The sequence below is a fragment of the Roseococcus pinisoli genome (assembly GCF_018413645.1).
GTDB lineage: Bacteria > Pseudomonadota > Alphaproteobacteria > Acetobacterales > Acetobacteraceae > Roseococcus > Roseococcus pinisoli.
Window position 1 is genome coordinate 526,578 of record NZ_JAHCDA010000001.1, and the last position, 22,075, is coordinate 548,652.

General features: G+C 69.9%; 25 protein-coding genes. 11 read left to right on the forward strand and 14 right to left on the reverse strand.

What is annotated here, in order from left to right; translation table 11 throughout:
- Positions 1-23: 23 nt before the first annotated feature.
- From KHU32_RS02480 to KHU32_RS02505, 6 genes are all read right to left on the reverse strand, one after another.
- Positions 24-422 (reverse strand): (R)-mandelonitrile lyase, encoded by a 399-nt coding sequence (locus KHU32_RS02480; protein ID WP_213668452.1) that lies wholly within the window; start codon positions 420-422, stop codon positions 24-26.
- A complete protein-coding gene (locus KHU32_RS02485) occupies positions 422-874 on the reverse strand; it encodes an NfeD family protein (protein WP_213668453.1) in 453 nt (150 codons plus the stop codon). The genes KHU32_RS02480 and KHU32_RS02485 overlap by 1 nt, the downstream gene beginning before the upstream one ends.
- The gene (locus KHU32_RS02490) at positions 871-1,803 is read right to left on the reverse strand and encodes an SPFH domain-containing protein (RefSeq protein ID WP_213668454.1); all 933 of its coding nucleotides are present in this window, start codon (positions 1,801-1,803) and stop codon (positions 871-873) included. The genes KHU32_RS02485 and KHU32_RS02490 overlap by 4 nt, the downstream gene beginning before the upstream one ends.
- Positions 1,804-1,875: 72 nt before the next feature.
- Positions 1,876-2,430, reverse strand: a complete 555-nt coding sequence (locus tag KHU32_RS02495) for a hypothetical protein (RefSeq protein ID WP_213668455.1) — start codon at positions 2,428-2,430, stop codon at positions 1,876-1,878.
- A 48-nt stretch (positions 2,431-2,478) separates the two neighbouring features.
- Positions 2,479-3,660 carry an MFS transporter gene (locus KHU32_RS02500; protein WP_213668456.1) on the reverse strand — a complete coding sequence of 394 codons (1,182 nt, stop codon included), beginning with the start codon at positions 3,658-3,660 and terminating at the stop codon, positions 2,479-2,481.
- Positions 3,661-3,754: 94 nt separating this feature from the next.
- The gene (locus KHU32_RS02505; protein WP_213668457.1) at positions 3,755-4,330 is read right to left on the reverse strand and encodes a hypothetical protein; all 576 of its coding nucleotides are present in this window, start codon (positions 4,328-4,330) and stop codon (positions 3,755-3,757) included.
- A 197-nt stretch (positions 4,331-4,527) separates the two neighbouring features.
- On the opposite strand from KHU32_RS02505, the gene KHU32_RS02510 reads away from it, so the two are divergent.
- Complete coding sequence (locus KHU32_RS02510; protein WP_213668458.1) at positions 4,528-5,703, forward strand: acetyl-CoA C-acetyltransferase; 1,176 nt, start codon at positions 4,528-4,530, stop codon at positions 5,701-5,703.
- A gap of 90 nt (positions 5,704-5,793) precedes the next feature.
- Here the strand turns inward: KHU32_RS02510 and KHU32_RS02515 are convergent, their stop codons facing one another.
- The 3 genes from KHU32_RS02515 to proB all read right to left on the reverse strand — a co-directional run bounded on the left by KHU32_RS02515 (position 5,794) and on the right by proB (position 8,308).
- Positions 5,794-6,228 carry a hypothetical protein gene (locus KHU32_RS02515; RefSeq protein WP_213668459.1) on the reverse strand — a complete coding sequence of 145 codons (435 nt, stop codon included), beginning with the start codon at positions 6,226-6,228 and terminating at the stop codon, positions 5,794-5,796.
- Between the two features lie 152 nt (positions 6,229-6,380).
- The gene (locus KHU32_RS02520) at positions 6,381-7,175 is read right to left on the reverse strand and encodes an undecaprenyl-diphosphate phosphatase (protein ID WP_213668460.1); all 795 of its coding nucleotides are present in this window, start codon (positions 7,173-7,175) and stop codon (positions 6,381-6,383) included.
- 17 nt (positions 7,176-7,192) lie between these two features.
- Positions 7,193-8,308 carry a glutamate 5-kinase gene (gene proB / locus KHU32_RS02525; RefSeq protein WP_213668461.1) on the reverse strand — a complete coding sequence of 372 codons (1,116 nt, stop codon included), beginning with the start codon at positions 8,306-8,308 and terminating at the stop codon, positions 7,193-7,195.
- A gap of 81 nt (positions 8,309-8,389) precedes the next feature.
- Here proB and KHU32_RS02530 point away from each other — a divergent pair, with 81 nt between their 5' ends.
- The 3 genes from KHU32_RS02530 to KHU32_RS02540 all read left to right on the forward strand — a co-directional run bounded on the left by KHU32_RS02530 (position 8,390) and on the right by KHU32_RS02540 (position 10,664).
- Positions 8,390-9,019 (forward strand): YjbF family lipoprotein, encoded by a 630-nt coding sequence (locus KHU32_RS02530; protein WP_213668462.1) that lies wholly within the window; start codon positions 8,390-8,392, stop codon positions 9,017-9,019.
- Between the two features lie 142 nt (positions 9,020-9,161).
- Complete coding sequence (locus tag KHU32_RS02535) at positions 9,162-9,659, forward strand: CHAP domain-containing protein (protein WP_347265497.1); 498 nt, start codon at positions 9,162-9,164, stop codon at positions 9,657-9,659.
- Between the two features lie 36 nt (positions 9,660-9,695).
- The gene (locus tag KHU32_RS02540; protein WP_213668464.1) at positions 9,696-10,664 is read left to right on the forward strand and encodes a Bug family tripartite tricarboxylate transporter substrate binding protein; all 969 of its coding nucleotides are present in this window, start codon (positions 9,696-9,698) and stop codon (positions 10,662-10,664) included.
- A 105-nt stretch (positions 10,665-10,769) separates the two neighbouring features.
- Here the strand turns inward: KHU32_RS02540 and KHU32_RS02545 are convergent, their stop codons facing one another.
- Complete coding sequence (locus KHU32_RS02545; protein WP_249680506.1) at positions 10,770-13,013, reverse strand: TonB-dependent siderophore receptor; 2,244 nt, start codon at positions 13,011-13,013, stop codon at positions 10,770-10,772.
- 244 nt (positions 13,014-13,257) lie between these two features.
- Positions 13,258-13,449: a hypothetical protein gene (locus tag KHU32_RS02550; RefSeq protein WP_213668465.1), complete on the reverse strand. Its 192-nt coding sequence runs from the start codon at positions 13,447-13,449 to the stop codon at positions 13,258-13,260.
- Positions 13,450-13,675: 226 nt separating this feature from the next.
- Here KHU32_RS02550 and KHU32_RS02555 point away from each other — a divergent pair, with 226 nt between their 5' ends.
- The 7 genes from KHU32_RS02555 (at position 13,676) to KHU32_RS02585 (ending at position 18,474) form a co-directional block, all read left to right on the forward strand.
- Positions 13,676-13,999, forward strand: coding sequence for a hypothetical protein (locus tag KHU32_RS02555; RefSeq protein WP_213668466.1), 324 nt, complete (start codon positions 13,676-13,678; stop codon positions 13,997-13,999).
- A gap of 223 nt (positions 14,000-14,222) precedes the next feature.
- Positions 14,223-14,486 (forward strand): twin-arginine translocase TatA/TatE family subunit, encoded by a 264-nt coding sequence (locus KHU32_RS02560; RefSeq protein ID WP_213668467.1) that lies wholly within the window; start codon positions 14,223-14,225, stop codon positions 14,484-14,486.
- 37 nt (positions 14,487-14,523) lie between these two features.
- Positions 14,524-15,141 carry a methylthioribulose 1-phosphate dehydratase gene (locus KHU32_RS02565; protein ID WP_213668468.1) on the forward strand — a complete coding sequence of 206 codons (618 nt, stop codon included), beginning with the start codon at positions 14,524-14,526 and terminating at the stop codon, positions 15,139-15,141.
- Positions 15,138-15,677 carry a 1,2-dihydroxy-3-keto-5-methylthiopentene dioxygenase gene (locus tag KHU32_RS02570; protein ID WP_213668469.1) on the forward strand — a complete coding sequence of 180 codons (540 nt, stop codon included), beginning with the start codon at positions 15,138-15,140 and terminating at the stop codon, positions 15,675-15,677. The genes KHU32_RS02565 and KHU32_RS02570 overlap by 4 nt, the downstream gene beginning before the upstream one ends.
- A 70-nt stretch (positions 15,678-15,747) precedes the next feature.
- Positions 15,748-16,410, forward strand: coding sequence for an acireductone synthase (mtnC, locus tag KHU32_RS02575; protein WP_213669638.1), 663 nt, complete (start codon positions 15,748-15,750; stop codon positions 16,408-16,410).
- A gap of 58 nt (positions 16,411-16,468) precedes the next feature.
- Entirely contained in the window at positions 16,469-17,449 is a 981-nt protein-coding gene (locus KHU32_RS02580; protein ID WP_213668470.1) for a magnesium transporter CorA family protein, read from the forward strand.
- Positions 17,450-17,520: 71 nt separating this feature from the next.
- Complete coding sequence (locus tag KHU32_RS02585) at positions 17,521-18,474, forward strand: acetamidase/formamidase family protein (protein WP_213668471.1); 954 nt, start codon at positions 17,521-17,523, stop codon at positions 18,472-18,474.
- 76 nt (positions 18,475-18,550) lie between these two features.
- Here the strand turns inward: KHU32_RS02585 and KHU32_RS02590 are convergent, their stop codons facing one another.
- The 3 genes from KHU32_RS02590 to KHU32_RS02600 all read right to left on the reverse strand — a co-directional run bounded on the left by KHU32_RS02590 (position 18,551) and on the right by KHU32_RS02600 (position 21,988).
- Entirely contained in the window at positions 18,551-19,579 is a 1,029-nt protein-coding gene (locus KHU32_RS02590; protein ID WP_213668472.1) for an amino acid ABC transporter substrate-binding protein, read from the reverse strand.
- A gap of 134 nt (positions 19,580-19,713) precedes the next feature.
- Positions 19,714-20,658: an amino acid ABC transporter substrate-binding protein gene (locus KHU32_RS02595; protein ID WP_249680511.1), complete on the reverse strand. Its 945-nt coding sequence runs from the start codon at positions 20,656-20,658 to the stop codon at positions 19,714-19,716.
- Positions 20,659-20,935: 277 nt separating this feature from the next.
- A complete protein-coding gene (locus KHU32_RS02600; protein ID WP_249680512.1) occupies positions 20,936-21,988 on the reverse strand; it encodes an amino acid ABC transporter substrate-binding protein in 1,053 nt (350 codons plus the stop codon).
- Positions 21,989-22,075 lie beyond the last annotated feature (87 nt).

Sequence of the window (22,075 nt, forward strand, 5' to 3'; positions counted from 1 at the left end):
GATCCTCCCGCAGCGCCGCCGTTTCAGCGTGCCAGGTACTGCGCGTCCGTGACGTGCTCCATCCAGTCGACGTTCCTGCCGTCGAGCTTCTCCTGGATGGCGATGTGGCTCATGGCCGTGGTCGCCGTGGCGCCGTGCCAATGCTTCTCGCCGGGCGGAAACCAGACGACGTCGCCCGGCCGGATCTCCTCCACCGGCCCGCCCTCGCGCTGCGCCCAGCCGTAGCCCGCCGTGATGACGATCGTCTGGCCCAGCGGATGGGTGTGCCAGGCCGTGCGCGCGCCCGGCTCGAAGGTCACCAGCGTGCCCGCGACCCTGGCGGGCTCGGGCGGGCTGAACAGCGGATCGAGCCGGACGGTGCCGGTGAACCAGTCCGCCGGCCCCTTGCCGGAGGGCTGCGAGCCCGCCCGCTTGATATCCATCACGATGCTCCTTCGGTGCGGGCCGGCTCCGGCCGGTCCACGATCAAGGTGGCCCCGTCATGACCGATGACAATGATCGCCTCGCCGTCCCGGATGGCGGTGGCGGCGCGGCTGCGGGCCGCCCAGCTGCCATCGGCCACCCTTACCCGGCCAACCGGCGCGATGTCGCCCACGGCGGTGCCGCGCAGGCCCTGCAGCACGCGGTCCGGCCGGGAGACGTCGCCGCGCTCGCGCCGACGCCCGCGATGCAGGTACCAGGTCGCGAGGCTGCCCGAGGCGCCGACCAGGAACATCAGCACCTGCGCGCCCCAGCCGTAGCCGAGATAGGAGGCCACCGCCGCCAGCGCCGCCCCCACCCCCATCCAGAGGAAGACGGTGAAGGGCACCAGCATCTCGAGCCCCAGCAGCGCCAGGGCGATGAGGGCCAGGACGACCCAGCTCAGCCCGTTCATCGAGGGCCGAAGGGCCCGACGGTCGGCACCGATCCGGGCACGGCCGGCGGCGCGGCGCCGGGCGCGCCCACGACCGAGAGGGTCGCCATCACCTGGCCGATCGCGCCCGCCATGCCCGCCGCCTCGATGGGCACGATCATGGTCTTGGTGTTCGGACTGGAGGCGAGGCCCTTCAGCGCGGCCATGTACTTGTCGGCGACGAAGTAGCCGAGCGCGGCGCCGCCCGCACCTTCGGCGGCCTTGGCCACGACCTCGACGGCCAGGGCCTCCGCCCGGGCGAGGCGCTCACGTGCCTGGGCGTCCATCTCGGCCGCCTCCATGCGGCCGCGCGCCTCGAGCACCTGCGCCTCGCGCTTGCCGTCGGCCTCCATGACCACGGCGCGGCGGCGGCGCTCGGCGGTCATCTGCATGTTCATGGCCTCGATGAGGTTCTGCGGCGGCTCGACCTTGCGCAGTTCCACGCGCGTGACCTTCACGCCCCAGGGATCCGTCGCCGCGTCCAGCACGGCCATCAGCTGGTGCGAGATCTCCTCGCGCTTGCTCAGAGTCTCGTCGAAGGTCATGGAGCCGATGACGCTGCGCAGGTTGGTCATGGCCAGCGCCTCGAGCGCCGCGCCGAGATTGGCCACCTGATAGGCCGCCTTCACCACGTCCATCACGCGGTAATAGACGATGCCGTCCACCAGCACGGCCGCGTTGTCCTTGGTGATGACCGCCTGCTCGGGGATATCGAGCACGATCTCCTGGATGCTGATGCGACGGCCGACGCGGTCGATGACCGGGATGATCAGGTTCAGCCCCGGCTCCAGCGTCCGCGTGAAGCGGCCGAAGCGCTCCACGGTCCAGATATGGCCCTGGGGCACCGTCCGCACGCCCTGGAAAATGGCGATGACGGCGACGATGACGACGGCCAGTAGCACGAATTCCATCCGGCGCTCCTCCAAGCAATTCAGTGATATTCATATAAGTTCAAATGCTTGCGGCGACGACTGCTTTCTCGGTCAGGGGACCAGGCAGGGCGCCAGCAGCGTTCGCAGCCGCGCGGCGTCGGCGGCGCCCACCTCGAGCCGCGCGACCAGCGGCGTCGTGCCCTGCCCGGCCGGCCGCTGCGTCCAGGTCAGGGTCGCGGGACCGGCGGTGAGCGGGCGCAGCACGCGTGACAGCTCGCCGAGCCGCCTCGCGTCGCGCCGCCGCGGAACCCCCAGGCCGAAGGCGAAGGGCCTGTCCTCCGTCACGCCGATCCAGCCCGCGACCTCGAACTGCGCGGAGACCTGGCCGACCTCGAGCCGGCTGCGCGCCCCCGCCCTGGCATCCGGCCCCTCGAACGGGTCGAAGTCGAAGACCCGCTCGAGCTCGGCGAAGTGTGGAACATGGAGCTCGACGCTCAGCACGCCGGTGGCGTTCGGGCCGTTGGCGGAGCACTGGAACTCGAAGCGCGCCGCCCGTTCCTCGGCGCCGGCCTGGAGGCGGCCCTCCAGCGTCACGGTGGCCGGGCGGTGTTGCGCGGCCGCCGGCAAGGCCAGGAGCAGCGCCGCGAGAAGGATCGTCCACCGCATGTCGTCACGTCTCACGAAGGAGGCTGCCGCCACGGGGGCGGCTCCCTGTCAGGCCGGCGCCGGGCCCCTGTCGCGCGCCGCCAGCACGAAGGCCGCGGCGCCGAGCGCCGCCACCGCCGCCAGCAGCCAGGGCACCGGGCCGTAGCCGCCGGCCGCCTCCCAGGCGAGGGCGAGGACGAAGGGCGCCGCGGTGCGCGGCAGAACGCCGATCAGCGTCAACGCGCCGGTGATCGCACCGTAGCCGTCGCGGCCCAGGATCTCGGCGGTGCCGGCCGCGCGCACGATGGTCATCAGCCCGTCCGCCACCGCCCAGCAGGCCACGAAGGGTAGCAGCCAGACGAAGGTGGGCGGCGCCACCGCCAGCCAGAGCAGCGCCACGACCAGCAGCGGCGCCGAGAACATCCCCACCAGCCGCATCGAGGCCCGGTTGCCCGCGAAGTAGAGCATGGCCCGCGCCGCGACCTGCGTGGGCCCATGCAGCGCGACGATCAGCAGCACGCTCGTCTCCGGCAGGCCGTGCTCGCGCAGCAGGGGCACCAGGTGGCTGCCCAGGCCGACGCCGATGAAGACATGTGCGGCGAAGCAGAGCGCGAGGCCCCAGAAGGCCGGGCGCCGCATCGCCAGGCGCAGCGCGTCGCCCTTCGCGATGGCCGTCGGCGGCGTGGGCGGCGGCACGCCGCGGAACTGCGCCCAGGCGATGACCGCGGGCAGCAGCTGCAGCGCGGCCAGAGCCAGCAGCGCCCCGCGCCAGCCCAGCCCTTCGACCAGCGCCGCGACCACCGGGATGAAGACCGTGCCCGTGAAGCCCGTGATGAAGGTGATGCCCGCGATGGCCTTGGTCGGCTGCCGCGCCAGCGCCACCACGACGGCCATGGCCGGGATCCAGAGCGCCGTCGCATGCGCGCAGCCCATCACGATCCAGATGAGGTAGAACACCCAGAGGCTGTCCACGGCGGCCCAGGCCGCCAGCGCCGCCGCGCCCAGCAGGGCGCCATAGGTCAGGGGCGCGCGCCCGCCGCGCCGGTCCACCCAGCGGCCCACCGGAATACCGAGGATGCCCGAGGTGAGCAGGCCGACGGTGAGCGCACCGGTGAGCTCCCACCGGCTCCAGCCGAGATCCGCCTCCATGGGCTGCAGCACCAGGCTGAAGGGGATGAACAGCGTCCCCCAGCCGATGAACTGGGTCAGGGCGGTGCCCCAGATCAGGCGGCGGTCGGAGGTGGGTGTCACGATTTTGGCAGCCTGCCTTTGGCATCCGGCAAAGGCGAGACGCCGGGAGCGGTCGAGGGAAATAATTCTTCCTGCCCCGGCCCCCGCCCATGTCTCAGGCCGCCGAGGCCCGGTCCCGCTGCACGCGGTAGCGCGACGGATCGCGGATCAGGGCGCCTTCCGGGCTGGCCTCCGAGAATTCGTAGACCGGCCCCTCCCAATCCTCGAAGTCGAGGGGGCCATCGCCGTGGACGTAGTACTGCGTGTCCCGCGCCGCGATCACCCGGGCAGCCGACGTCAGGGCCAGGTAGCCGCAGAAGCGCTTGCCATCCCCCCAGGTGCCGGCATTGCCGCGATAGGTGTCCGCAGGCGCACAGGCGAAGACCACGATCTCATCCACCAGCCCCTTCCAGGCCGAGACCAGGCCATAGTTGAAGAGGTTCAGCCCCTCCCGCCCCAGCTGCAGGCCGAAGCCTCCATGGGCGGCCGGCATGCACAGCTGCCCACCGAGATCCCAGTTGCTCTCGAAGCCATGGCACAGGATGTGCAGCCGGTTGAGCCGGTGCGACTGCCGTGCCCGCCGCGCGGTCACCTCGACGATATGCCGGATGTCCGTCCTGGCGTTCACCTGCATGACGTAGTTGTAATAGGCAGGCGTCGAACCCGTCAGACGCCTGTCGTGAATGACCATCGAAGCCATTTTCCGCGCCTCCCTATTTGCACGGAAACTATATTCAGGAAGAAATATTTCCTGGACTCCCATACTGTCGCATGCGTCGCAGATGTCGCATCTGTCGCGCCGACGAAGGGCACAGGGCAGCCCGTTCCCCGAACTGGACGCTTCCGGGCCCCGGAGGCAAACTGGCCCTCAAACCTGGGAGTGATCTCATGACCGATATCGTCATCGCCTCCGCCGCCCGCACGCCGGTCGGCAGCTTCAACGGCGCCCTTTCCTCCCTCCCCGCGCATGAGCTCGGGAAGATCGCCATCCAGGCGGCGCTGAGCCGCGCGGGCGTGGATGCCGCCGACGTGGACGAGGTGATCCTCGGCCAGATCCTCGCCGCCGGCGCGGGCCAGAACCCGGCCCGCCAGGCCGCCGTGAACGCCGGCATCCCCGTCGAGGCGACCGCCTTCGGCATCAACCAGCTCTGCGGCTCGGGCCTGCGCGCTGTGGCCCTCGCCGCCCAGCAGATCGCGTCGGGCGATGCGAAGATCGTCGTCGCCGGCGGGCAGGAGAGCATGAGCCAGGCGCCGCATGCGGCGAACCTGCGCAACGGCCAGAAGATGGGCGGCCTCGAATTCGTCGACACGATGCTCAAGGACGGGCTGTGGGACGCGTTCCACGGCTATCACATGGGCAACACGGCCGAGAACGTGGCGCAGAAGTACCAGCTGACCCGCCTCGAGCAGGACGAATTCGCCGCCAACTCGCAGCGCAAGGCCGGCGAGGCCCAGGCGGCCGGCCGCTTCAAGGACGAGATCGCCCCCGTCACCGTGAAGGGCCGCAAGGGCGACACGGTCGTGGAGGCCGACGAATATCCGCGCCCGGAGACGACCGCCGCGGTGCTGGCCAAGCTGCGCCCCGCCTTCGCGAAGGACGGCACGGTCACGGCCGGCAATGCCTCGGGCATCAATGACGGCGCGGCCGCGCTGGTGGTGATGTCGGCCGAAGAGGCGAAGAAGCGCGGCATCAAGCCGCTGGCGCGCATCGTCTCCTGGGCGACGGCGGGCGTGGACCCGTCGATCATGGGAACCGGCCCCATCCCCGCGAGCCGCAAGGCGCTGGAGAAGGCGGGCTGGACCGTCGGCGACCTCGACCTGATCGAGGCCAACGAGGCCTTCGCGGCGCAGGCCTGCGCCGTGAACAAGGATCTCGGCTGGGATACGTCCAAGGTGAACGTGAATGGCGGCGCCATCGCCCTCGGCCATCCGGTCGGCGCGAGCGGCGCGCGCGTGCTGACCACGCTGCTCTACGAGATGCAGCGCCGCGACGCGAAGAAGGGCCTGGCCACGCTCTGCATCGGTGGCGGCATGGGCGTCGCCATGTGCGTCCAGCGCGACTGAGCGCCTAAATAACGCCGCCGGCTCCGGCCGGCGGGCTTAACGAACGGGCCGGACGGGGATCACCCCGCCCGGCCCGATCCATGTCAGGCGTCAGGCGCCGCCGAGCGCCGTGTCGATCTGCCGCATCGCCTCGCGGCGGTCACGGTTCCGAAGCGCCTCGCGCGCGCTGGAGATGGCGGTCAGGCGCGGAGAGGCCATGGGCTGGCCCGCGCGCTCCGGCGCCGTGCTGCGGCTCAGCATCCGCGTCTCCGCCCGCTCCAGGAATTCATTTGCCTGGCCGATCTGGCCGCGGCCGATCGCGGCCTTGGCCTGCCTCAGCCAGTCATGAATGCCCCGCGCATCGACGTCGTCAGCGATCGTGCTGTCACGATCCTGGCGCGGCACGGCGGACATGTTGGGGTCCTGACGCTCGCGCTGCATCTCGCGCATCGTGTCGTTGCGAGGGTGATGCTGCGTCTGGGCAAGGACGGGTGTGGCGATCATGGTCACGCCCAGGGCCGCGGTGAGCCAGGTGGTTCTGCGCATGGGGTATCTCCTTGCGAAAGGCCTGCCGCTCGCCCGGTTCGCACCGGGCAAGGGGCAGGTCATGGGCCGACTTCCGGCGCGCCGGGGCGGCGCGCCTTCCGCCCGGGAAGGGCGCCCATAGAACGTTCGCAAGGGGGCTGGGGTTGCCCCGCTCAGCCCATCGCCAGCAGCACGGCCAGCATCACGACGCCGAGGCCGATGCGGTACCAGCCGAAGGGCGTGAAGCCGATCCGCCCGATGACCGCCAGCACCGCCTTCACCGTGACCAGCGCCACGACGAAGGCCGTCACGAAGCCCACCGCGATCAGCGACAGCCCGTCCATCGACAGCTCGTTGCGGGCCTTCAGCAGGGAATAGGCCGTGGCCGCCAGCATGGTCGGGATGGCGAGCACGAAGCTGAACTCCGCCGCCGTCTTCCGGTCCACGCCGCAGAGCAGCGCGGTGATGATGGTGGCGCCCGAGCGCGAGGTGCCCGGGATCATGGCCAGCGCCTGGCCGAAGCCGATCAGCAGCGCGGCCAGCGGGCCGATCTCCGGCACCGAATGGATGGTCGGGCTCGGCATCTTGCGCTCGATGGCGATGATGGCGATGCCGCCCAGGATGAGCGCGGTGCAGACCACGTAGGGGTTGAACAGCAGCGCCGTGATGGTGCCGTGGAGCGTGGCGCCGATCACCATCGCCGGCAGGAAGGCGAGGATGATGTTCACGGCGAAGTAGCGCTGCGGCGTGCGCGGCCGCCACATGTGCTTCAGCACGTCGACCAGCTTCGGCCAGAAGACCACGACCACGGCGAGGATGGCGCCGAGCTGGATGGAGATCTCGAAGACCTTGCCGGGCGGCCCCTCGAAACCGAGGAGCTTGCCGAGGAGGATGAGATGGCCGGTGGAGGAGACAGGCAGGAACTCGGTGAGGCCCTCGATGAGGCCCATCAGGAATGCGTCGAACATATCCTACCTTTCGGTGTTCACTGATCGGACGCGAGGACGAGATCGTCTCGATGGATGAGCTCGTCGCGCCCGCGCCAGCCCAGAAGCGCCTCGATTTCGGCACTGCGATGGCCGGCGATGCGCTCGGCATCCGCGGCGTCGTAGGCGGAAAGGCCGCGCGCCAGCTCGCGCCCCGCCTCGTCCCGCACGCTGATCGCGTCGCCGCGCGAGAAATCGCCCGCCACGCCGCGCACGCCCGCCGGCAGCAGCGAGCCGCCGCGCAGCAGCGCCCGCGCGGCGCCGGCATCGACCGTGAGCACGCCATGCGGCTGCAGCGAGCCGCCGATCCAGCGCTTGCGCGCCTTGCGCCCCTCCGGCGAGGCCAGGAACCAGGTGCAACGCTCGCCGGCCTCCAGCCGCGCGAGCGGATGCGGCGCATGGCCGAGCGCGATCGCCATGGCGCAGCCCGCATCGGTCGCGATGCGGGCCGCGATGAGCTTGGTGCGCATGCCGCCGGAGGAATAGCCGGGCGGGGGATCGCCCCCCATGGCCATGATCTCGTCCGTCAGCCGATCGACCACCGGCAGGTGCGCCGCCGTGGGGTCCTTGCGGGGATCGGCCGTGTAGAGGCCGTCGATGTCGGAGAGCAGGACCAGCGCGTCGGCCGAGATCATCTCGGCCACGCGGGCGGCCAGGCGGTCATTGTCGCCGAAGCGGATCTCCGCCGTGGCCACGGTGTCGTTCTCGTTGATCACCGGCACGCAGCCCAGTTCGGCCAGCGTCGCCAGCGTGGCGCGGGCATTGAGATAGCGGCGGCGGTCCTCGCTGTCCTCCAGCGTGAGCAGCAGTTGCGCGGACCGCAGCCCATGGGCGGAGAGCGCCTGCTCCCAGGCGCCGGCCAGGCGGATCTGTCCGACGGCGGCGGCCGCCTGCTTTTCCTCGAGGCGCAGCACCTTGCGCGTCAGGCCGAGCGTGCCGCGGGCCAGCGCCACGGCGCCGGAGGAGACGACCACGACCTCCACGCCCCGCGCCCGCAGCGCCGCGATGTCCGCCGCCACGGAATCCAGCCAGGCCACACGCGGCTCGGCCTTCTCGACGAGCAAAGCGGAACCGATCTTGACGACGATGCGTCGGGCTTGGGCGAGCGAGGACATGGCCGCCGTCTGTGAGCGTTTTGGCCGCGCGGGGCAAGACTCCTCTCGTTACATGCCATTTCGCTCCCTAACCTTTCGGCCATGCGCGCGCCCCTGATCCTGCTGCTTCTGCTGGCCGGCTGCGGCCATGATTCGCCGCTCTCGGAGACCGGGCGGCTGCTCGGCCTCGGCACGGGGCAGGAAACCGACCGCCTCGCCATCGCCGAGGCAGAAAGCGGGGAGGACAGCGACCGCCCGCAGCTGCGCCTCGCGCTCGGGCGAAGGTCGGCCAGCGCCACGCTCCTCCAACAGCAGGGCGACCGCCGCCTGTGGCGCGCGCCGGGCGGCGTGGTGATCGCGACGGACGGGCCGCGCGTCGTCGCCACCGCCGGCCTGCCGCAGATCGTGATGGCCACCCGAATCGATGGGACCGACCCGCTCGACGACGCCCGCCCCCTGCTGGAGCGGAGCGCGGAGGCTCGCCGGCTCGTGGACATCGCCGGGGCTTCCCGCGCGCCCGAGACCATGCGCTTCGGCCTGGCCTTCGACTGCCGCCTACGCGGCGACCTCACGGAGGAAGGGCTGATCCTGGTGGTCGAGCGCTGCCGCATCCCCGGGCTTTCGCCGGTGACGAACCGCTTCTGGGCGAGCCCCGAGACCGGTCAGGTGAACTTCGCCGAGCAATGGGTGGGGCCTGGGATGGGGCCGCTCAGCCTAGATTTCGGACCCTAGCGGTCACGGCCGGGCGATAGCCCAGCCGTGGATCATCTGGATTTGTCCGCGCCGCCGGTTGTAGTCTGGCGGCCGCGCTTCGGGGGAAGCGCTTGGGGGTTTCTCACCAGTGGCCATCGTGTGCTTCCCGTCGCGACGGGACGTGCTCCTTCTGGGCGTGCTGTCGACGCTCGCGGGCTGCGGCAGTCCGCGCCGGCGCGCGCCCACCATCGCGGGGGTTCCGGATCCCGCGCCCGATGTCGACCTGTCCTGCGTGCCCTATGCCCGCTCGCGCTCGGGCATCAGCCTGCGCGGCGACGCCTGGCAATGGTGGGCCGCCGCCGAGGGCCGCTACCTCCGCGGCGCCCGCCCTGCCCCGGGCAACGTGATCGTCCTGGCCCGCACCTCGCGCCTGCCCTCGGGCCATGTCGCCGTCGTGAGCCGCGTCGTCTCCAGCCGCGAGATCCGCGTGGACCACGCCAATTGGGCGAGCGGCTCCGGCCGCGGCCGCGTAGCGCGCGACCAACCGGTGCTCGACGTCTCGGCCCGCAACGACTGGACGGCGGTGCGCGTCTGGTACCCCCGCATCGGCGACTACGGGAACACCGTCTTCGCCGCCCATGGCTTCATCACGCCCCGCCTCGATCTGGCCGGCCGATAGGGCCTACTATCCGCCGACGAAATCCGGAGGATCCCCATGAAAGCCACGCGCCGGGCCATGCTCGCGCTCCCCGCCCTCGCGGCCGCGCCCGTCTCGGCGCAGCACGCCTGGCCCGACCGCCCGGTGCGCGTGATCGTGAGCTTTCCCGGCGGCTCCACGCCCGACATCGCCGCGCGGGCCGTGGGCAACCACTTCGGCCGCGTCTTCGGCCAGCCCTTCGTCATCGACAACCGCGCCGGCGGCGGCGGCACCATCGGGGCGGACGCCACCGCCAAGGCGACGGACGGCCACACGCTCGGCGTGACCATCGGCGGCCCCGGCTCCATCGCGAAGATCCTCAATCCGCAGCTGGGCTACGACCCGGTCACGGACCTCGTCCCGGTCTCGCTGCTGGCGCGCATGCCTTTCGTGCTGGCGGTCAATCCGGGTGTGCCCGTCCACAATGTGGCAGAGCTGATCGCCTATGCCCGCGCCAATCCGGGGAAGCTGAACTACGGCTCGGTCGGCGCCGGCAGCACCGGGCACCTGCTGGTGGCAGAGATGGCCTCCCGCCACGGGCTGGAGATGACGCATGTCCCCTATCGCTCCGTGCCGCAGAGCGTGACGGAAATCGTCGCCGGCCGGATCGAGCTGATGGCGGCCGCCGCCGGCTCCGTGCTGGCCCAGGTGCGGGAGGGACAGGCGCGGGCGATCGGCGTCTCCGGCGCCGCGCGCATGCCGCAGCTGCCGGACGTCCCGACGCTGGTCGAACAGGGGGAGCCGGCTGGCGGCGTCTATGCCTGGATCGGCCTTTTCGCCCCTCCCGGCACGCCGGCGGAGCGCGTGGCGCGGATCGCCGGGGAAGCGGGCCGCGCCCTCGCCAATCCGGAGACGGGCCGCACGCTGGAGGCCGCAGGCTTCGAGCCGCTGGGCACGCCGCCCGAGGCATTGGCCACGCTGATCAGGGAGGAGGTCGCCCATTGGGGGCCGGTGGTGCAGCGGCTGGGCATCCGCCCCGAAAGCTGAGGCCCGCCGGGGGCCATGGGCAGGGCATGCCCATGGCCGGGTTCCCGATCGCTCGGGGAGAGCGCCGTGATCAGGCAGAGCCGATCACGGCCAGGGTCGCCGGGCTCAGAACCGGTGCCGCAGCGTCGCGATGACCGAGCGGCGGAAGCCGTACCAGCACCAAGCGTAGCTGTTGCACGAGGACACGTATTCCTTGTCCAGCAGGTTGTTGATGTTCACCTGCAGCGTCGCACCCTGGAGGTTCGGGCTCAGGCGGCCCAGGTCGTAGCGCGCCATGAGGTCCACCAGCGTGTAGTCGGGCACGCGCAGCGTGTTCGCCGTGTCGCCCCAGGTCGCGCCGATGTAGCGGACGCCCGCGCCGATCCCGAGGCCCGCCACCGGCGATCCTTCCTGGAAGGTGTAGTTGCCCCAGACGGAGCCCATGTGGCGCGGCACCGCGACCGGCGTCCGGCCACGCTCGGCCCGCGTGGAGGTCGGGTTGCCGATGATCCCGCGGTTGACCGAGACGTTGCTGTTGCTGTTGGTGACCTCGGCGTCCATGTAGGTGTAGGACGCGATGACATCGAGGCCGAGGGCCAGGCTCGCCCGGGCTTCCAGCTCCAGGCCGCGGGTGCGGACCTCGCCGGTCTGCACCGAATAGCGGCTGTCATTCGGATCGGTCGTCGTCACGTTCTGGCGCCGGATGTCGAAGAGCGCCGCGCTGATCATCGCATTCGTGCCGGGCGGCTGGTAGCGCACGCCAAGCTCATGCTGCTGACCCGTCGTGGGATCGAAGGGCCCGCCCCCGCGCGCGGGCGAGAAGGTGCCGCTCTGGGGCTCGAAGCTCTCCGTGTAGGAGTAGTAGGGCGCGAGGCCGAATTCGGTCAGGTAGACGATGCCCGCGCGGCCGGTGAAGGCCCCGGTCTCGAGCTGGTTGCGGGTCTCGCGGCCCGTGGCGAGCGTCGCCACGCGGCTGTCCGAATTGTACCAGTCGTAGCGCCCGCCCAGCTGGATGGCGAAGGGTCCGACGCGGATCTGATCCTGCGCGTAGAGGCCCACCGCATTCTGGTTCTGGCGCGTGCGCGTCGAGTAGTCGATCGCCGGCATCGAGCGGTTGAAGACCGGGCGGAAGATATCCTGCGTGGGTACGCCGGCAGTGACGAAGGGGCTGGCGTAGGTGTCGCTGTCGACATTGTAGAAGTCGACACCGCCGAGCAGCGTGTGCCGCACCGGGCCGGTGGTGAAGCGACCCTCGATCTGGTTGTCCAGCGTGACCGAGTCGAAGGTCGCGCGGGTACGGCCGATGGAACGCGTCAGCGTCCGCTGATCCGGCATCAGATTGGCCGGCGAGTTGCCGTAGAGAGTGGAGTAGGTGCCCTCAGACCGGGAGTAGCGGAAGTTCTGGCGCAGGGTGATGGCGTTGTTCAGCCGGTGCTCGGCCAGGTAGCCGATCTGGTACTGCGTGCGGTCCAGCCGGTCGAAGCTGTCGCCGTCCCAGAAGTTGGTGGGGATGCGGCCGTTGCGGTTCGGCAGGACGGAGCCGGTCGCGGGCACGGCGCCGTAGGTGCCGCCCCAGGGATCACGCTGGTACAGGCCCAGGAAGGTGATCGTCGTGTCCGTGGTCGGCCGGAAGGTGATCGAGGGCGCGATGAGGTAGCGCTCCTCCCGCGGGCCGTCGATCTGCGTGTCCGAGCGCGAATAGGAGCCAATGATGCGGCCGAGGACCGTGCGGCTCTCGTTCAGGGCGCCGCTGAAGTCGGCGCCGGCCCGGAAGGTGCCGAAGGTGCCGCCCTGGAGCATGACCTCGCGAGAGGCGATGTCGGTCGGACGCTTGCTGACCAGGTTCACGAGGCCGCCGGGGCCCGCCTGGCCGAACATCACCGAGGCCGGGCCGCGCAGCACGTCGATCCGTTCGAGGCGATAGGGATCCACGCTCGGATTGGCGTCGCGGCCGCCGAAAGTGCGCATGCCGTCCAGGAACTGCGGGGCGGAGAAGCCGCGCACCGAGAACTGGTCGAGCCGGCTGACGACGCCGCGGGTCTCAACCGCCACGCCGGGCGTGAAGCGCAGGGCGGCGTTCAGGTTCTGCGACGCCTGCGCCTCGATCTGGTCACGGGTGATGACCGAGATGGACTGCGGCGTCTCGATGATGGGGGTGTTGGTCTTGGTCGCGGTCGCGGCGGTCTCGGCGACGAAACCGTGGACCGGCGCATGGGCCCGCGGCAATCCGGCGGAAACGTTCACCTCGGGCAGGGCGATACCGGTATCGGCGGCCGGGGCCTGGGCAAGAGCCGGGAGCGAAAGCAGCGCGGCGGCCGAAAAGAGCAGCGGTCCGCCGGCGCGGAGCCGGCGGCGTCGGGCGTAGGGCAAGGTTTCCCCCTTGGTAAATGAACGGTCGGGGGGCGGATTACGGTTACTTTCCGCAATCTGCAATTAGGAATCATTCTCGATTGTCGAGAAAACCGTCATCCCTTCGGCATCGTGGGATTTTTGTCGCAGCCGCAATGCGGATCGCGGGCGGGTGAACCACCCGCAATGTTCAGTTGAGAATAATTATCAACTCATTGCCCGGAAGGCAAGACCACCCCGACAGCCGGGGTGGCCCTGCATCACCTCAATCCAGCGCGCGGTCCACCGCGCGTCCGGCACGCTCGACCGGCCCGCGCGGCGGGTCGACGGCATCGCGGATGCGCTCGCCCGCGCGGTCGAGCTGCTGGCCCGCCTGCTGCGCCGGACCGGGCTTGTCGCAGGCCGCAAGGCCGAGGCCCAGCGCAAGCACGGGGATCATGAGGAGGGATCGGTTCATTCGCGGCTTCCGTAACGGTGAAGGATGAGCGCTGAACGCCAAGTGGCCGCTCTGGTTGCAGGGCTGCGCCTGCCTCCGCCTTCTCCCCGGCAAGAGGGAAACCCCGATCATTCCGCAACGTTCGTTGCCTAGCGTTGCACTCAAGGCGAAGCTGCCACGGATCGGACCTCCTCCCGCCCGATTCCCCCGATTGTCTGCCCTCATGGTTTTCAGAAGGATGAGCCGAATGGATCGCCGTCGATTGATGTTCATGGGCCTGGCCGGCGCCGTCACCGCCACCCTCGGCCTCGCGGGGACCGCCAAGGCCGCCATCCTGGGCGATACCTCCGGGATTTCCCGCTCCCCCGTGGGCGGCTCGGAGGTGGAGGCCCTCCCCGCGGTCGGCGAGGCAGGGGTTGATTCGGTGGAAGACGGCATCGTGCTCGCCCAGCATTACCGGGGCCCGCGCCGCCGCGGCCCGCGCTGCTGGAATGAGACCCGCAACGTCCGCTACCGCGACCGCCATGGCCGCCTGCGGACCCGCCGCGTGACGCAGCGCGTCTGCCGCTGACAGGAGTTCAGGGGATCGCGGGCCGCGGCATTGCGATCCCCCTCGTCGCTCCCCATGTGGGGCGTGGCGCCATCCTCACCCGGGTGGGGCGCGATGCGGGAATATCCGGCTCCAGGGCGTGGATCATTTCTGCAACCGACCGAAAAGCGAGGCGGCTTGGGTTTGCCGATGACTTGCTTTAGGGTTTCCGCCATTCAAAGGCTCCACGGATCGAGGCGCGACAATGGGTTCCTTCAGCATCTGGCATTGGTTGATCGTCCTGGCGGTCGTTCTGCTGCTCTTCGGGAGCGGTAAGATCAGCGGCCTCATGGGCGACGTCGCCAAGGGCATCAAATCCTTCAAGGCGAACATCAAGGAAGACGAGAAGGAGGGTGACGCCTCCATGACGGCCGAAAGCGCGCCGCCCGCCGGCACCCTGCCCGGTCCGGCCGCGACGACCGCGCACCCGACCGCTTCCACGACGACCACTGGCCGCCCCGCGGCCTGAGTTCGGGGCCGCCGGTTCGCGCCCGGCGGCCGTTTACATGTCTGATATTCCCCACACCGCGATCGAAGCGATCCGCGCCGCTGGGCGGCGCATGGACTCGCTCGGCTGGGTCCCGGCCACGGCGGGGAACATCTCCGTGCGCCTTCCGGGTGACCGCGTCGCCATTACCCGCTCCGGCTTTCACAAAGGCTTCATCCCCGAGGACGGGGTGATGGCCGTGGACCTCGACGGGCGGCCGGAAGACGGCAGCCTGCGCCCTTCCGCCGAGACGGGCCTCCACTGCGGGATCTATCGCCGCTTTCCGAAGGCCGGCGCCGCCCTGCATGGGCATTCCGTGCCGGCGACGGTCCTGTCACGCCTGGCGGGGAATTCGATTTCCCTCGCCGGATATGAATTATTGAAGGCATTTCCCGGCCTTCCGACCCATGAGGCGGCGATCCAGCTGCCGATTTTCGACAATGACCAGGATATCCGCCGGCTTCAGACGCGCGTGACGCAAGCCTGGGATGCCGCGCCCGATGCGCCTCCGGGCTACCTCATCCGCGGCCATGGACTATATGTCTGGGCCGACGACATGCCCGGCGCGATCATGCGCCTGGAAGCGTTGGAATTCATGCTCGCCTGCGAGCTGGAGACACGGAGACTGCGCCCATGAGCCGCCTGACCATCTGGGATGCCGCCACGCAGAAGGAACTCCTCCGGACCGAGGAGCCGACGGAGATCGCCGCGGCGCTGAAGCCGATCGGCGTGCGCTTCGAGCGCTGGCCCGCCGCCGACCTCCCCGCCGGTGCGGAGGCCGAGGTCGTGCTCGCCGCCTATCGCCCGCAGCTCGACGCCTTCCTCAAGGAAGCCAAGGCCGGCACGGCGGACGTCATCCGCCTGACGGCGGACAGCCCGCAGAAGGACGCCATCCGCCAGAAGTTTCTGTCGGAGCACATCCATACCGAGGACGAGGTCCGCTTCTTCCATGAAGGCGCGGGCAACTTCGTGATGCATGTCGACGGCAAGGTCTATGACGCGCATTGCACGCGGGGCGACCTGATCTCCGTCCCGGCCAATACGAAGCATTGGTTCGACAGCGGCGAGCACCCGCATGTGACCGCCCTGCGCGTCTTCACCGACACCACGGGCTGGACGCCGCACTACACCGGCACCGACATGGCCGAGAAATTCCCTGTCGTGGTCGGATAGCGTGCGGTCCTCGCAGGCCGGCATCGCCGGGGACGCGAATCGCACGCCTGGCCTGGGTGCGGCGGGCGGGATCACGCATGTCCTGACGGACATCGAGGGGACCACCACCGCCATCGCCTTCGTCCATCGCAGCCTCTTCCCCTACGCGGCCTCCGCGCTCGAGGGGTTCCTGGCGCGGCATGGGGAGGAGGCGGAAGTGGCCGCGGTGCTGGCCGAGGTGCCGGGCGAGGACAAGCTCGCGCAGCTGCGCGCCTGGATGGCGGCGGACGCCAAGGTCACCCCGCTGAAGGCGCTGCAGGGCCTGATCTGGCGCGAGGGCTACAAGGCCGGCGAGCTGAAGGGCCATCTCTGGCCGGACGTGCCCGGCGCCCTGCGCGACTGGAAGGAACGCGGCCTTCACCTCGCGATCTACTCCTCGGGCAGCGAGGAGGCGCAGCGCCTGCTGGTGCGCCATTCCGAGGCGGGCGACCTGGAGCCCCTCTTCGAGGGCTTCTTCGACACCCGCATGGGCATGAAGCGCGAGGCGGCGAGCTACGCGAACATCGCCCGGGCCTGGGGCGCCGATCCGGCGAGGATCCTCTTCCTCTCGGACATCGCCGAGGAGCTGGACGCCGCCCGGCAGGCCGGCCTCGCGACCTGCCAGCTCGTCCGCCCCGAGGACGGGACCAAGCCGTCGGGCCGACATCCCGAGGCCGCCGATTTCCTGGATGTGACAACACGCCTGTCCGCGTGATAGGCGCCTGACGCCGACAAAACCCGAAACCCCCGCCCTCCGCGGAGTACAGCCGCACATGCTGACGACCTACACCGTCGAGAACGGCCATCTCGCGATGCGGGAGGGCGTGCGCGAGCCGGAAGCATTGCGCAAGGCCGTCTGGGTCGATCTCATGCAGCCGTCGCGCGACGAGGAAGCGGCCGTGCAGGACGCTCTGCACGTCGAGATCCCGACCCGCGAGGAGATGCAGGAGATCGAGAGCTCCTCGCGCCTCTATCGCGAGGGCGACACCCTCGTCCTCACCGCCAACTTCCTCTACGGCGTCGAGACGGGCGAGTTCAGCTCCACGCCGATCTCCTTCGTGCTGACCGGCAATTCCCTGGTGACGGTGCGCTACGCGACGCCCAAGGCCTTCCCGGTCTTCGCCGCGCGCTGCGCCAAGTCGCCCGGGCTGCTGACGGGCGGCGACGCGGTGATGCTGCACCTCTTCGAGCAGATCGTGGACCGGCTCGCCGATATCCTCGAGCGCATCGGCGCCGATATGGACCGGGCGAGCCAGGGCGCCTTCCGCCGCGGCAAGCCGGGCGAGGTGACGCTGGGCGAGCGCGACCTGAAGGAAGCCCTGCTCACGCTCGGCCAGGTCGGCGAAGTGACGACGCGCGCCTCGGAGACGCTGCTCGGCCTCAACCGCATCCTCACCTTCGTGGGCGCCGAGAAGGCCATGGCCATCCGCAAGGAGAACCAGGGCGCGATCAAGACGCTGGTGCGCGACGTGCGCTCCCTCGTCGAGCACGCGAACTTCCTGAACAACAAGGCGACCTTCCTGCTGGACGCCGTGCTCGGCATCATCAACGTCGAGCAGACGAACATCATCAAGACCTTCACCGTGGTGAGCGTCGCGCTGATGCCGCCCACGCTGATCGCCAGCATCTACGGCATGAACTTCGCGCATATGCCGGAGCTGAACTCCACCTTCGGCTATCCGATCGCGCTGGCGCTGATGATCGCGAGCGCGGTCGTGCCGGTCTGGTACTTCAAGCGGAAGGGGTGGCTGTAGCCGCCGCGCCCGAAGCTATTGACCGGCGGCCGTGCCGCCGGCTTCATCCTCCCGCCTGTCGGGAGACAATCATGGCCACCACGCATCACGTCGCAGCGACCCCCGAGACCATCCATTGGGGCACCTTCGACGCCAGCTTCACCCCCGTCCTGGAGGTGGAGAGCGGCGACCTCGTGGTGATGCAGTGCATCTCCGGCCCGCCTGAAGTGCTCGCCGAGGCGGCGAAGCATGGCCTGAAGCCCCGCCCCGAGCTCGCCGCCTATCACGCCAGCAAGCCGCCTCGCCTCGGCCCGCACATTCTGACCGGCCCCGTCGCCGTGAAGGGCGCCATGCCCGGCGACACGCTGCGCGTGGATATCGAGAAGATCGATCTGGGCGCCGACTGGGGCTATTGCGGCTTCACGCCCCTCGGCGGCACGCTGCCCGAGGACTTCCCCTATCGCCGCCGCCTGTTCCTGCCCGTCGATCACGAGAATCGGACCGGCCACGTGCCGATCGGCCCCGGCATCGACCTGCCGCTGGCGCCCTTCTTCGGCGTGATGGGCGTGGCGCCGCCGGCCGACTGGGGCGGCATCTCGACCAAGGAGCCGCGCGCGCATGGCGGCAACCTCGACAACAAGGAAATCGGCGAGGGCGCGACGCTCTTCCTGCCGGTGCATGTGCCGGGCGCCAACTTCTCGGCCGGCGACGGGCATGGCGTGCAGGGCGACGGCGAGGTCTGCATCAACGCGCTCGAGATGTGCCTGACGGGCCATTTCCGCCTGACGCTGGAGAAGGGCACGCAGCTCGCCTATCCGCGCGCCGAGAGCCGGACGCATTTCATCACCATGGGCATGCACGAGGATCTCGACGAGGCGATGAAGAAGGCGCTGCGGCAGATGATCGCCTTCATCACCAGCCGCAGCAATCTCAGCGCGGCGGATGCCTATCAGTTCTGCTCGCTCGCCGTGGACTTCCACGTGACGCAGACGGTGAACGGCGAGAAGGGCGTGCACGGGCTGCTCAAGAAGGGCCTGCTCTTCTGATCCTCACCCGCATGAAAAGGCCTCCGGCAGCACGCTGCCGGAGGCCCTTCTGACGCGTATCCGTGCGGCTCGGAGACTACCGCATGGGCAGGGCGTACATCAGCCCGCCATTGGTCCAGAGGTTGTTCTGCGCGCGCGCCAGGCCGACCGGCGTGCGTTCTCCCATGGTGCGCTCGTAGAGCTCGCCGTAATTGCCGATCGCGCGCACCGCGTTGTAGGCCCAGGCCGGATCCAGCTTGATCGACTGCCCCAGCTCCGGCGTGGCACCCAGCAGGCGACGGACATTGGCGTTGGTGCTCGTGCGACGCATCTCTTCCGCATTCTGCGAGGTGACGCCCAGCTCCTCCGCCTCGATCAGCGCGTAGGTGTACCAGCGCACGAGGTCGAACCACTCGTCGTCGCCGCGGCGGATATAGGCGCCGTAGGGCTCCTTGCTGAAGCGCTCCGGCAGGATGGTCCAGTCGCCCGGCGTCTGCATCGTCGAGCGCGTCGCCGCGAGCTGCGAGGCATCGGTACCAAAGGCGTCGCAGCGGCCGGCCTGCAGCGCGCCGGCCGCCTGGTCCGTGCGCTCGAAGACGACGGGGGTGAAGGGCACGTTGATGCTGCGGAAGTAGTCCGCCGTGACCTGCTCGTTGGTCGTGCCCTGGATCAGGCAGATGGTCGCACCGTTCAGCTCGCGCACCTGGCGCACATTCAGGGTGTTGCGCACCATGAAGCCGTGGCCGTCATAGAAGTAGGTGACGGCGTGGCGCAGACCGAGGGTCGTGTCGCGCAGCATGGTCTGCGTGCTGCCGCGGATGAGCACGTCGATCTCACCCGAGCCCAGCGCCGTGAAGCGCGTGGAGGCCGTCAGCGGGATGAAGCGCACCTTGTTGACGTCGTTGAAGATGGCGGCCGCGAGGCCGCGGCAGAGATCTACCTCGAGGCCCTGATAGACGCCGCGGCTGTCGGGCAGCGACATGCCGGCATTGCCGGTATGGACGCCGCAGGCGAGCGTGCCGCGCTGCCTGATCTGGTCGAGGGTCGGCCCCGCCTGGGCGGCGCCTCCCACCACGCTGACGATCGCGGCCGCGAGGGCGACGCGAAGGGTTGCTTGCCATGCCATTGTTACGATTCCCGACCCCAGTGTTGTTGGGCGAATGGTCCGCGCAGCGTCGGACGGTTGTCAACTTACCGATAGGCGATGGCGTGGCCGCGCCCGTACGGGCGGCCGGTGGCCAGGCCACCGGCCGCGATCCCTCACCGCATGGGCAGGGCGTACATCAGCCCGCCATTGGTCCAGAGGTTGTTCTGGCCGCGCGGCAGGCCGACCGGCGTGCGTTCGCCCATCGTGCGCTCGTAGAGCTCGCCGTAATTGCCGATGGCGCGGATCGCGTTGTAGGCCCAGGCCGCATCCAGCTTGATCGACTGCCCCAGCTCCGGCGTGGCGCCCAGCAGACGGCGTACATTGGCGTTGTTGCTGGTGCGGCGCATCTCCTCCGCATTGGCGGCCGTGATGCCCAGCTCCTCCGCCTCGATCAGCGCGTAGGTGTACCAGCGGATCAGGTCGAACCACTCGTCGTCGCCGCGGCGGATATAGGCGCCATAGGGCTCCTTGCTGAAGCGCTCCGGCAGGATGGTCCAGTCCGCCGGGCGTTGCATCGTCGAGCGCACGGCGGCCAGCTGCGAGGCATCGGTGCCGAAGGCGTCGCAACGGCCGGCCTGCAGCGCGATCGCTGCCTGGTCCGTCCGCTCGAAGACGACGGGGGTGAAGGGCACGTTGACACTGCGGAAGTAATCCGCCGTCACCTGCTCGTTGGTCGTGCCCTGGATCAGGCAGATGGTCGCGCCGTTCAGCTCGCGCACCTGGCGCACGTTCAGGCTGTTGCGCACGATGAAGCCATGGCCGTCGTAGAAGTAGGGGACGAGGCTCCGCAGGCCGAGCGTCGTGTCGCGCAGCATGGTCATGGTGCTGGTGCGGAAGAGCACGTCCACCTCGCCCGAGCCCAGCGCCGTGAAGCGCGTGGAGGAGGAGAGCGGAACGAAGCGCACCTTCGAGGCATCGTTGAAGATGGCGATCGCGAGACCCCGGCAGAGGTCCACATCCAGCCCCTGCCAGACGCCGCGGGCATCCGGCAGCGCGAAGCCCGCCACGCCGGTATTGATGCCGCAGATGAGTGTGCCGCGCGACCGCACCTGGTCCATGATCGGACCCGCCTGGGCCGCTGTGCCCAATGCCGTGAGGGCAGCCGCAGCGAGGGCCGCGCGAAAGCGTCCATACCACTTCATGAAGTTCACCCCGATCCCTGTTTTTATGACGGGATCGTTGTTCGCCGGCCCTGCGCAAGTCAACAAAAGCCTGCGTCGTCCATCAGACCAAAAGCGCGATGGTCTGGGCCTTCTGCTCAGAAGCGGTATCGGTGCGCCGCAAAATTGGGCATTCGTCCGTCCCGCGCCGAAGGGTCGGCGCGGGACGTGTCCTTCAGCGGAAGGGCGGGGCGTAGAGCAGGCCGCCGCGCGTCCAGAGGTCGTTCTGGCCACGCGGCATGGCCAGCGGCGTGTCGGGGCCGAGGCTGCGATTGTAGAGCTCGCCGTAATTGCCGATGGCGCGGATCGCGTTGTAGGCCCAGGCCGGGTCGAGCTGCAGCGCCGGCCCGACTTCCGGCACCGCGCCGAGCAGGCGGCGCACATTGGCGTCCTGCGACGTGCGGCGCCGCTCCTCCGCATTGGCGGCGGTGATGCCCTGCTCCTCCGCCTCGACCAGCGCGAAGGTGAACCAGCGGGCGATCTCGAACCAGCTCTCGTCGCCGCGCCGCACCACGGCGGTATAGGGCTCCTTGCTGAAGCGCTCCGGCAGGATGACCCAGTCGTTCGGATTAGGCAGGGCCGAGCGCATGGCCGCGAGGCCCGCCGCGTCGAAGCCGAAGGCATCGCAGCGGCCCGAGCTGAGCGCGGCCAGCACCTGCTCGTTCTGCTCGAGCAGGAGCGGCGTGAATTGCAGGCCCTTGCTGCGGAAATACTCGGCCGTGATCTGCTCATTGGTCGTGCCGGGGTTGAGGCAGATGGTGGCGCCAGCCAGGGCGTCCACATTGGCGAGGTTGGCATCGCGCCGCGCCATGAAGCCGTGCCCGTCATAGAAATAGGGCTCGACGAAGCGCAGACCGAGCGTCGTGTCGCGCATCACCGTCATGGTGCTGGTGAGGAACAGCAGGTCCACCTCCCCGGCGCTCAGCGCGGTGAAGCGGGTGGCGAAGGACAGCGGGACGAAGCGGACCTTGGTCGCGTCGCCGAAGATGGCGGCGGCAAGGCCCCGGCACAGATCGGCCACCAGGCCGCGATAGGCGCCACGGCTGTCGATAGTGGTGAAGCCCGGCGTGTTGGCGTTCACGCCGCAGATCAGCGCCCCTCGTGCGCGGATCGCATTCAGCGTCGGCGAGGGCGCGCGAGTCTGCGCCGCCGCCTCCGGGGCGAGGCCCCAGACGGCCAGGCCGAGCATGAGCGCCGCGAGCGGTGCCCGCAGCCAGGATGTCAGCATTCGTCGGTCTCCCCATGCCCCGGCGCGCGGACCGGCCCGTCGGGCCCACCAAGGCTGCGCCCGCGCCCGGCGCCGGATCAAGCATGG

Excerpts from the sequence above, each read along its gene's own strand:
- KHU32_RS02540 (WP_213668464.1), top strand. The coding sequence starts at position 9,696 with ATGAAAGCCACGCGCCGGGCCATGCTCGCGCTCCCCGCCCTCGCGGCC.
- KHU32_RS02480 (WP_213668452.1), bottom strand. The coding sequence starts at position 422 with ATGGATATCAAGCGGGCGGGCTCGCAGCCCTCCGGCAAGGGGCCGGCG.
- KHU32_RS02565 (WP_213668468.1), top strand. The coding sequence starts at position 14,524 with ATGTCTGATATTCCCCACACCGCGATCGAAGCGATCCGCGCCGCTGGG.
- KHU32_RS02560 (WP_213668467.1), top strand. The coding sequence starts at position 14,223 with ATGGGTTCCTTCAGCATCTGGCATTGGTTGATCGTCCTGGCGGTCGTT.
- KHU32_RS02550 (WP_213668465.1), bottom strand. The coding sequence starts at position 13,449 with ATGAACCGATCCCTCCTCATGATCCCCGTGCTTGCGCTGGGCCTCGGC.
- KHU32_RS02495 (WP_213668455.1), bottom strand. The coding sequence starts at position 2,430 with ATGCGGTGGACGATCCTTCTCGCGGCGCTGCTCCTGGCCTTGCCGGCG.
- KHU32_RS02595 (WP_249680511.1), bottom strand. The coding sequence starts at position 20,658 with ATGGACCAGGTGCGGTCGCGCGGCACACTCATCTGCGGCATCAATACC.
- KHU32_RS02485 (WP_213668453.1), bottom strand. The coding sequence starts at position 874 with ATGAACGGGCTGAGCTGGGTCGTCCTGGCCCTCATCGCCCTGGCGCTG.
- KHU32_RS02585 (WP_213668471.1), top strand. The coding sequence starts at position 17,521 with ATGGCCACCACGCATCACGTCGCAGCGACCCCCGAGACCATCCATTGG.
- KHU32_RS02570 (WP_213668469.1), top strand. The coding sequence starts at position 15,138 with ATGAGCCGCCTGACCATCTGGGATGCCGCCACGCAGAAGGAACTCCTC.
- proB (WP_213668461.1), bottom strand. The coding sequence starts at position 8,308 with ATGTCCTCGCTCGCCCAAGCCCGACGCATCGTCGTCAAGATCGGTTCC.
- KHU32_RS02590 (WP_213668472.1), bottom strand. The coding sequence starts at position 19,579 with ATGGCATGGCAAGCAACCCTTCGCGTCGCCCTCGCGGCCGCGATCGTC.
- KHU32_RS02580 (WP_213668470.1), top strand. The coding sequence starts at position 16,469 with ATGCTGACGACCTACACCGTCGAGAACGGCCATCTCGCGATGCGGGAG.
- KHU32_RS02600 (WP_249680512.1), bottom strand. The coding sequence starts at position 21,988 with ATGCTGACATCCTGGCTGCGGGCACCGCTCGCGGCGCTCATGCTCGGC.
- KHU32_RS02555 (WP_213668466.1), top strand. The coding sequence starts at position 13,676 with ATGGATCGCCGTCGATTGATGTTCATGGGCCTGGCCGGCGCCGTCACC.
- KHU32_RS02530 (WP_213668462.1), top strand. The coding sequence starts at position 8,390 with ATGCGCGCGCCCCTGATCCTGCTGCTTCTGCTGGCCGGCTGCGGCCAT.
- KHU32_RS02490 (WP_213668454.1), bottom strand. The coding sequence starts at position 1,803 with ATGGAATTCGTGCTACTGGCCGTCGTCATCGTCGCCGTCATCGCCATT.
- KHU32_RS02510 (WP_213668458.1), top strand. The coding sequence starts at position 4,528 with ATGACCGATATCGTCATCGCCTCCGCCGCCCGCACGCCGGTCGGCAGC.
- KHU32_RS02520 (WP_213668460.1), bottom strand. The coding sequence starts at position 7,175 with ATGTTCGACGCATTCCTGATGGGCCTCATCGAGGGCCTCACCGAGTTC.
- KHU32_RS02505 (WP_213668457.1), bottom strand. The coding sequence starts at position 4,330 with ATGGTCATTCACGACAGGCGTCTGACGGGTTCGACGCCTGCCTATTAC.
- KHU32_RS02515 (WP_213668459.1), bottom strand. The coding sequence starts at position 6,228 with ATGCGCAGAACCACCTGGCTCACCGCGGCCCTGGGCGTGACCATGATC.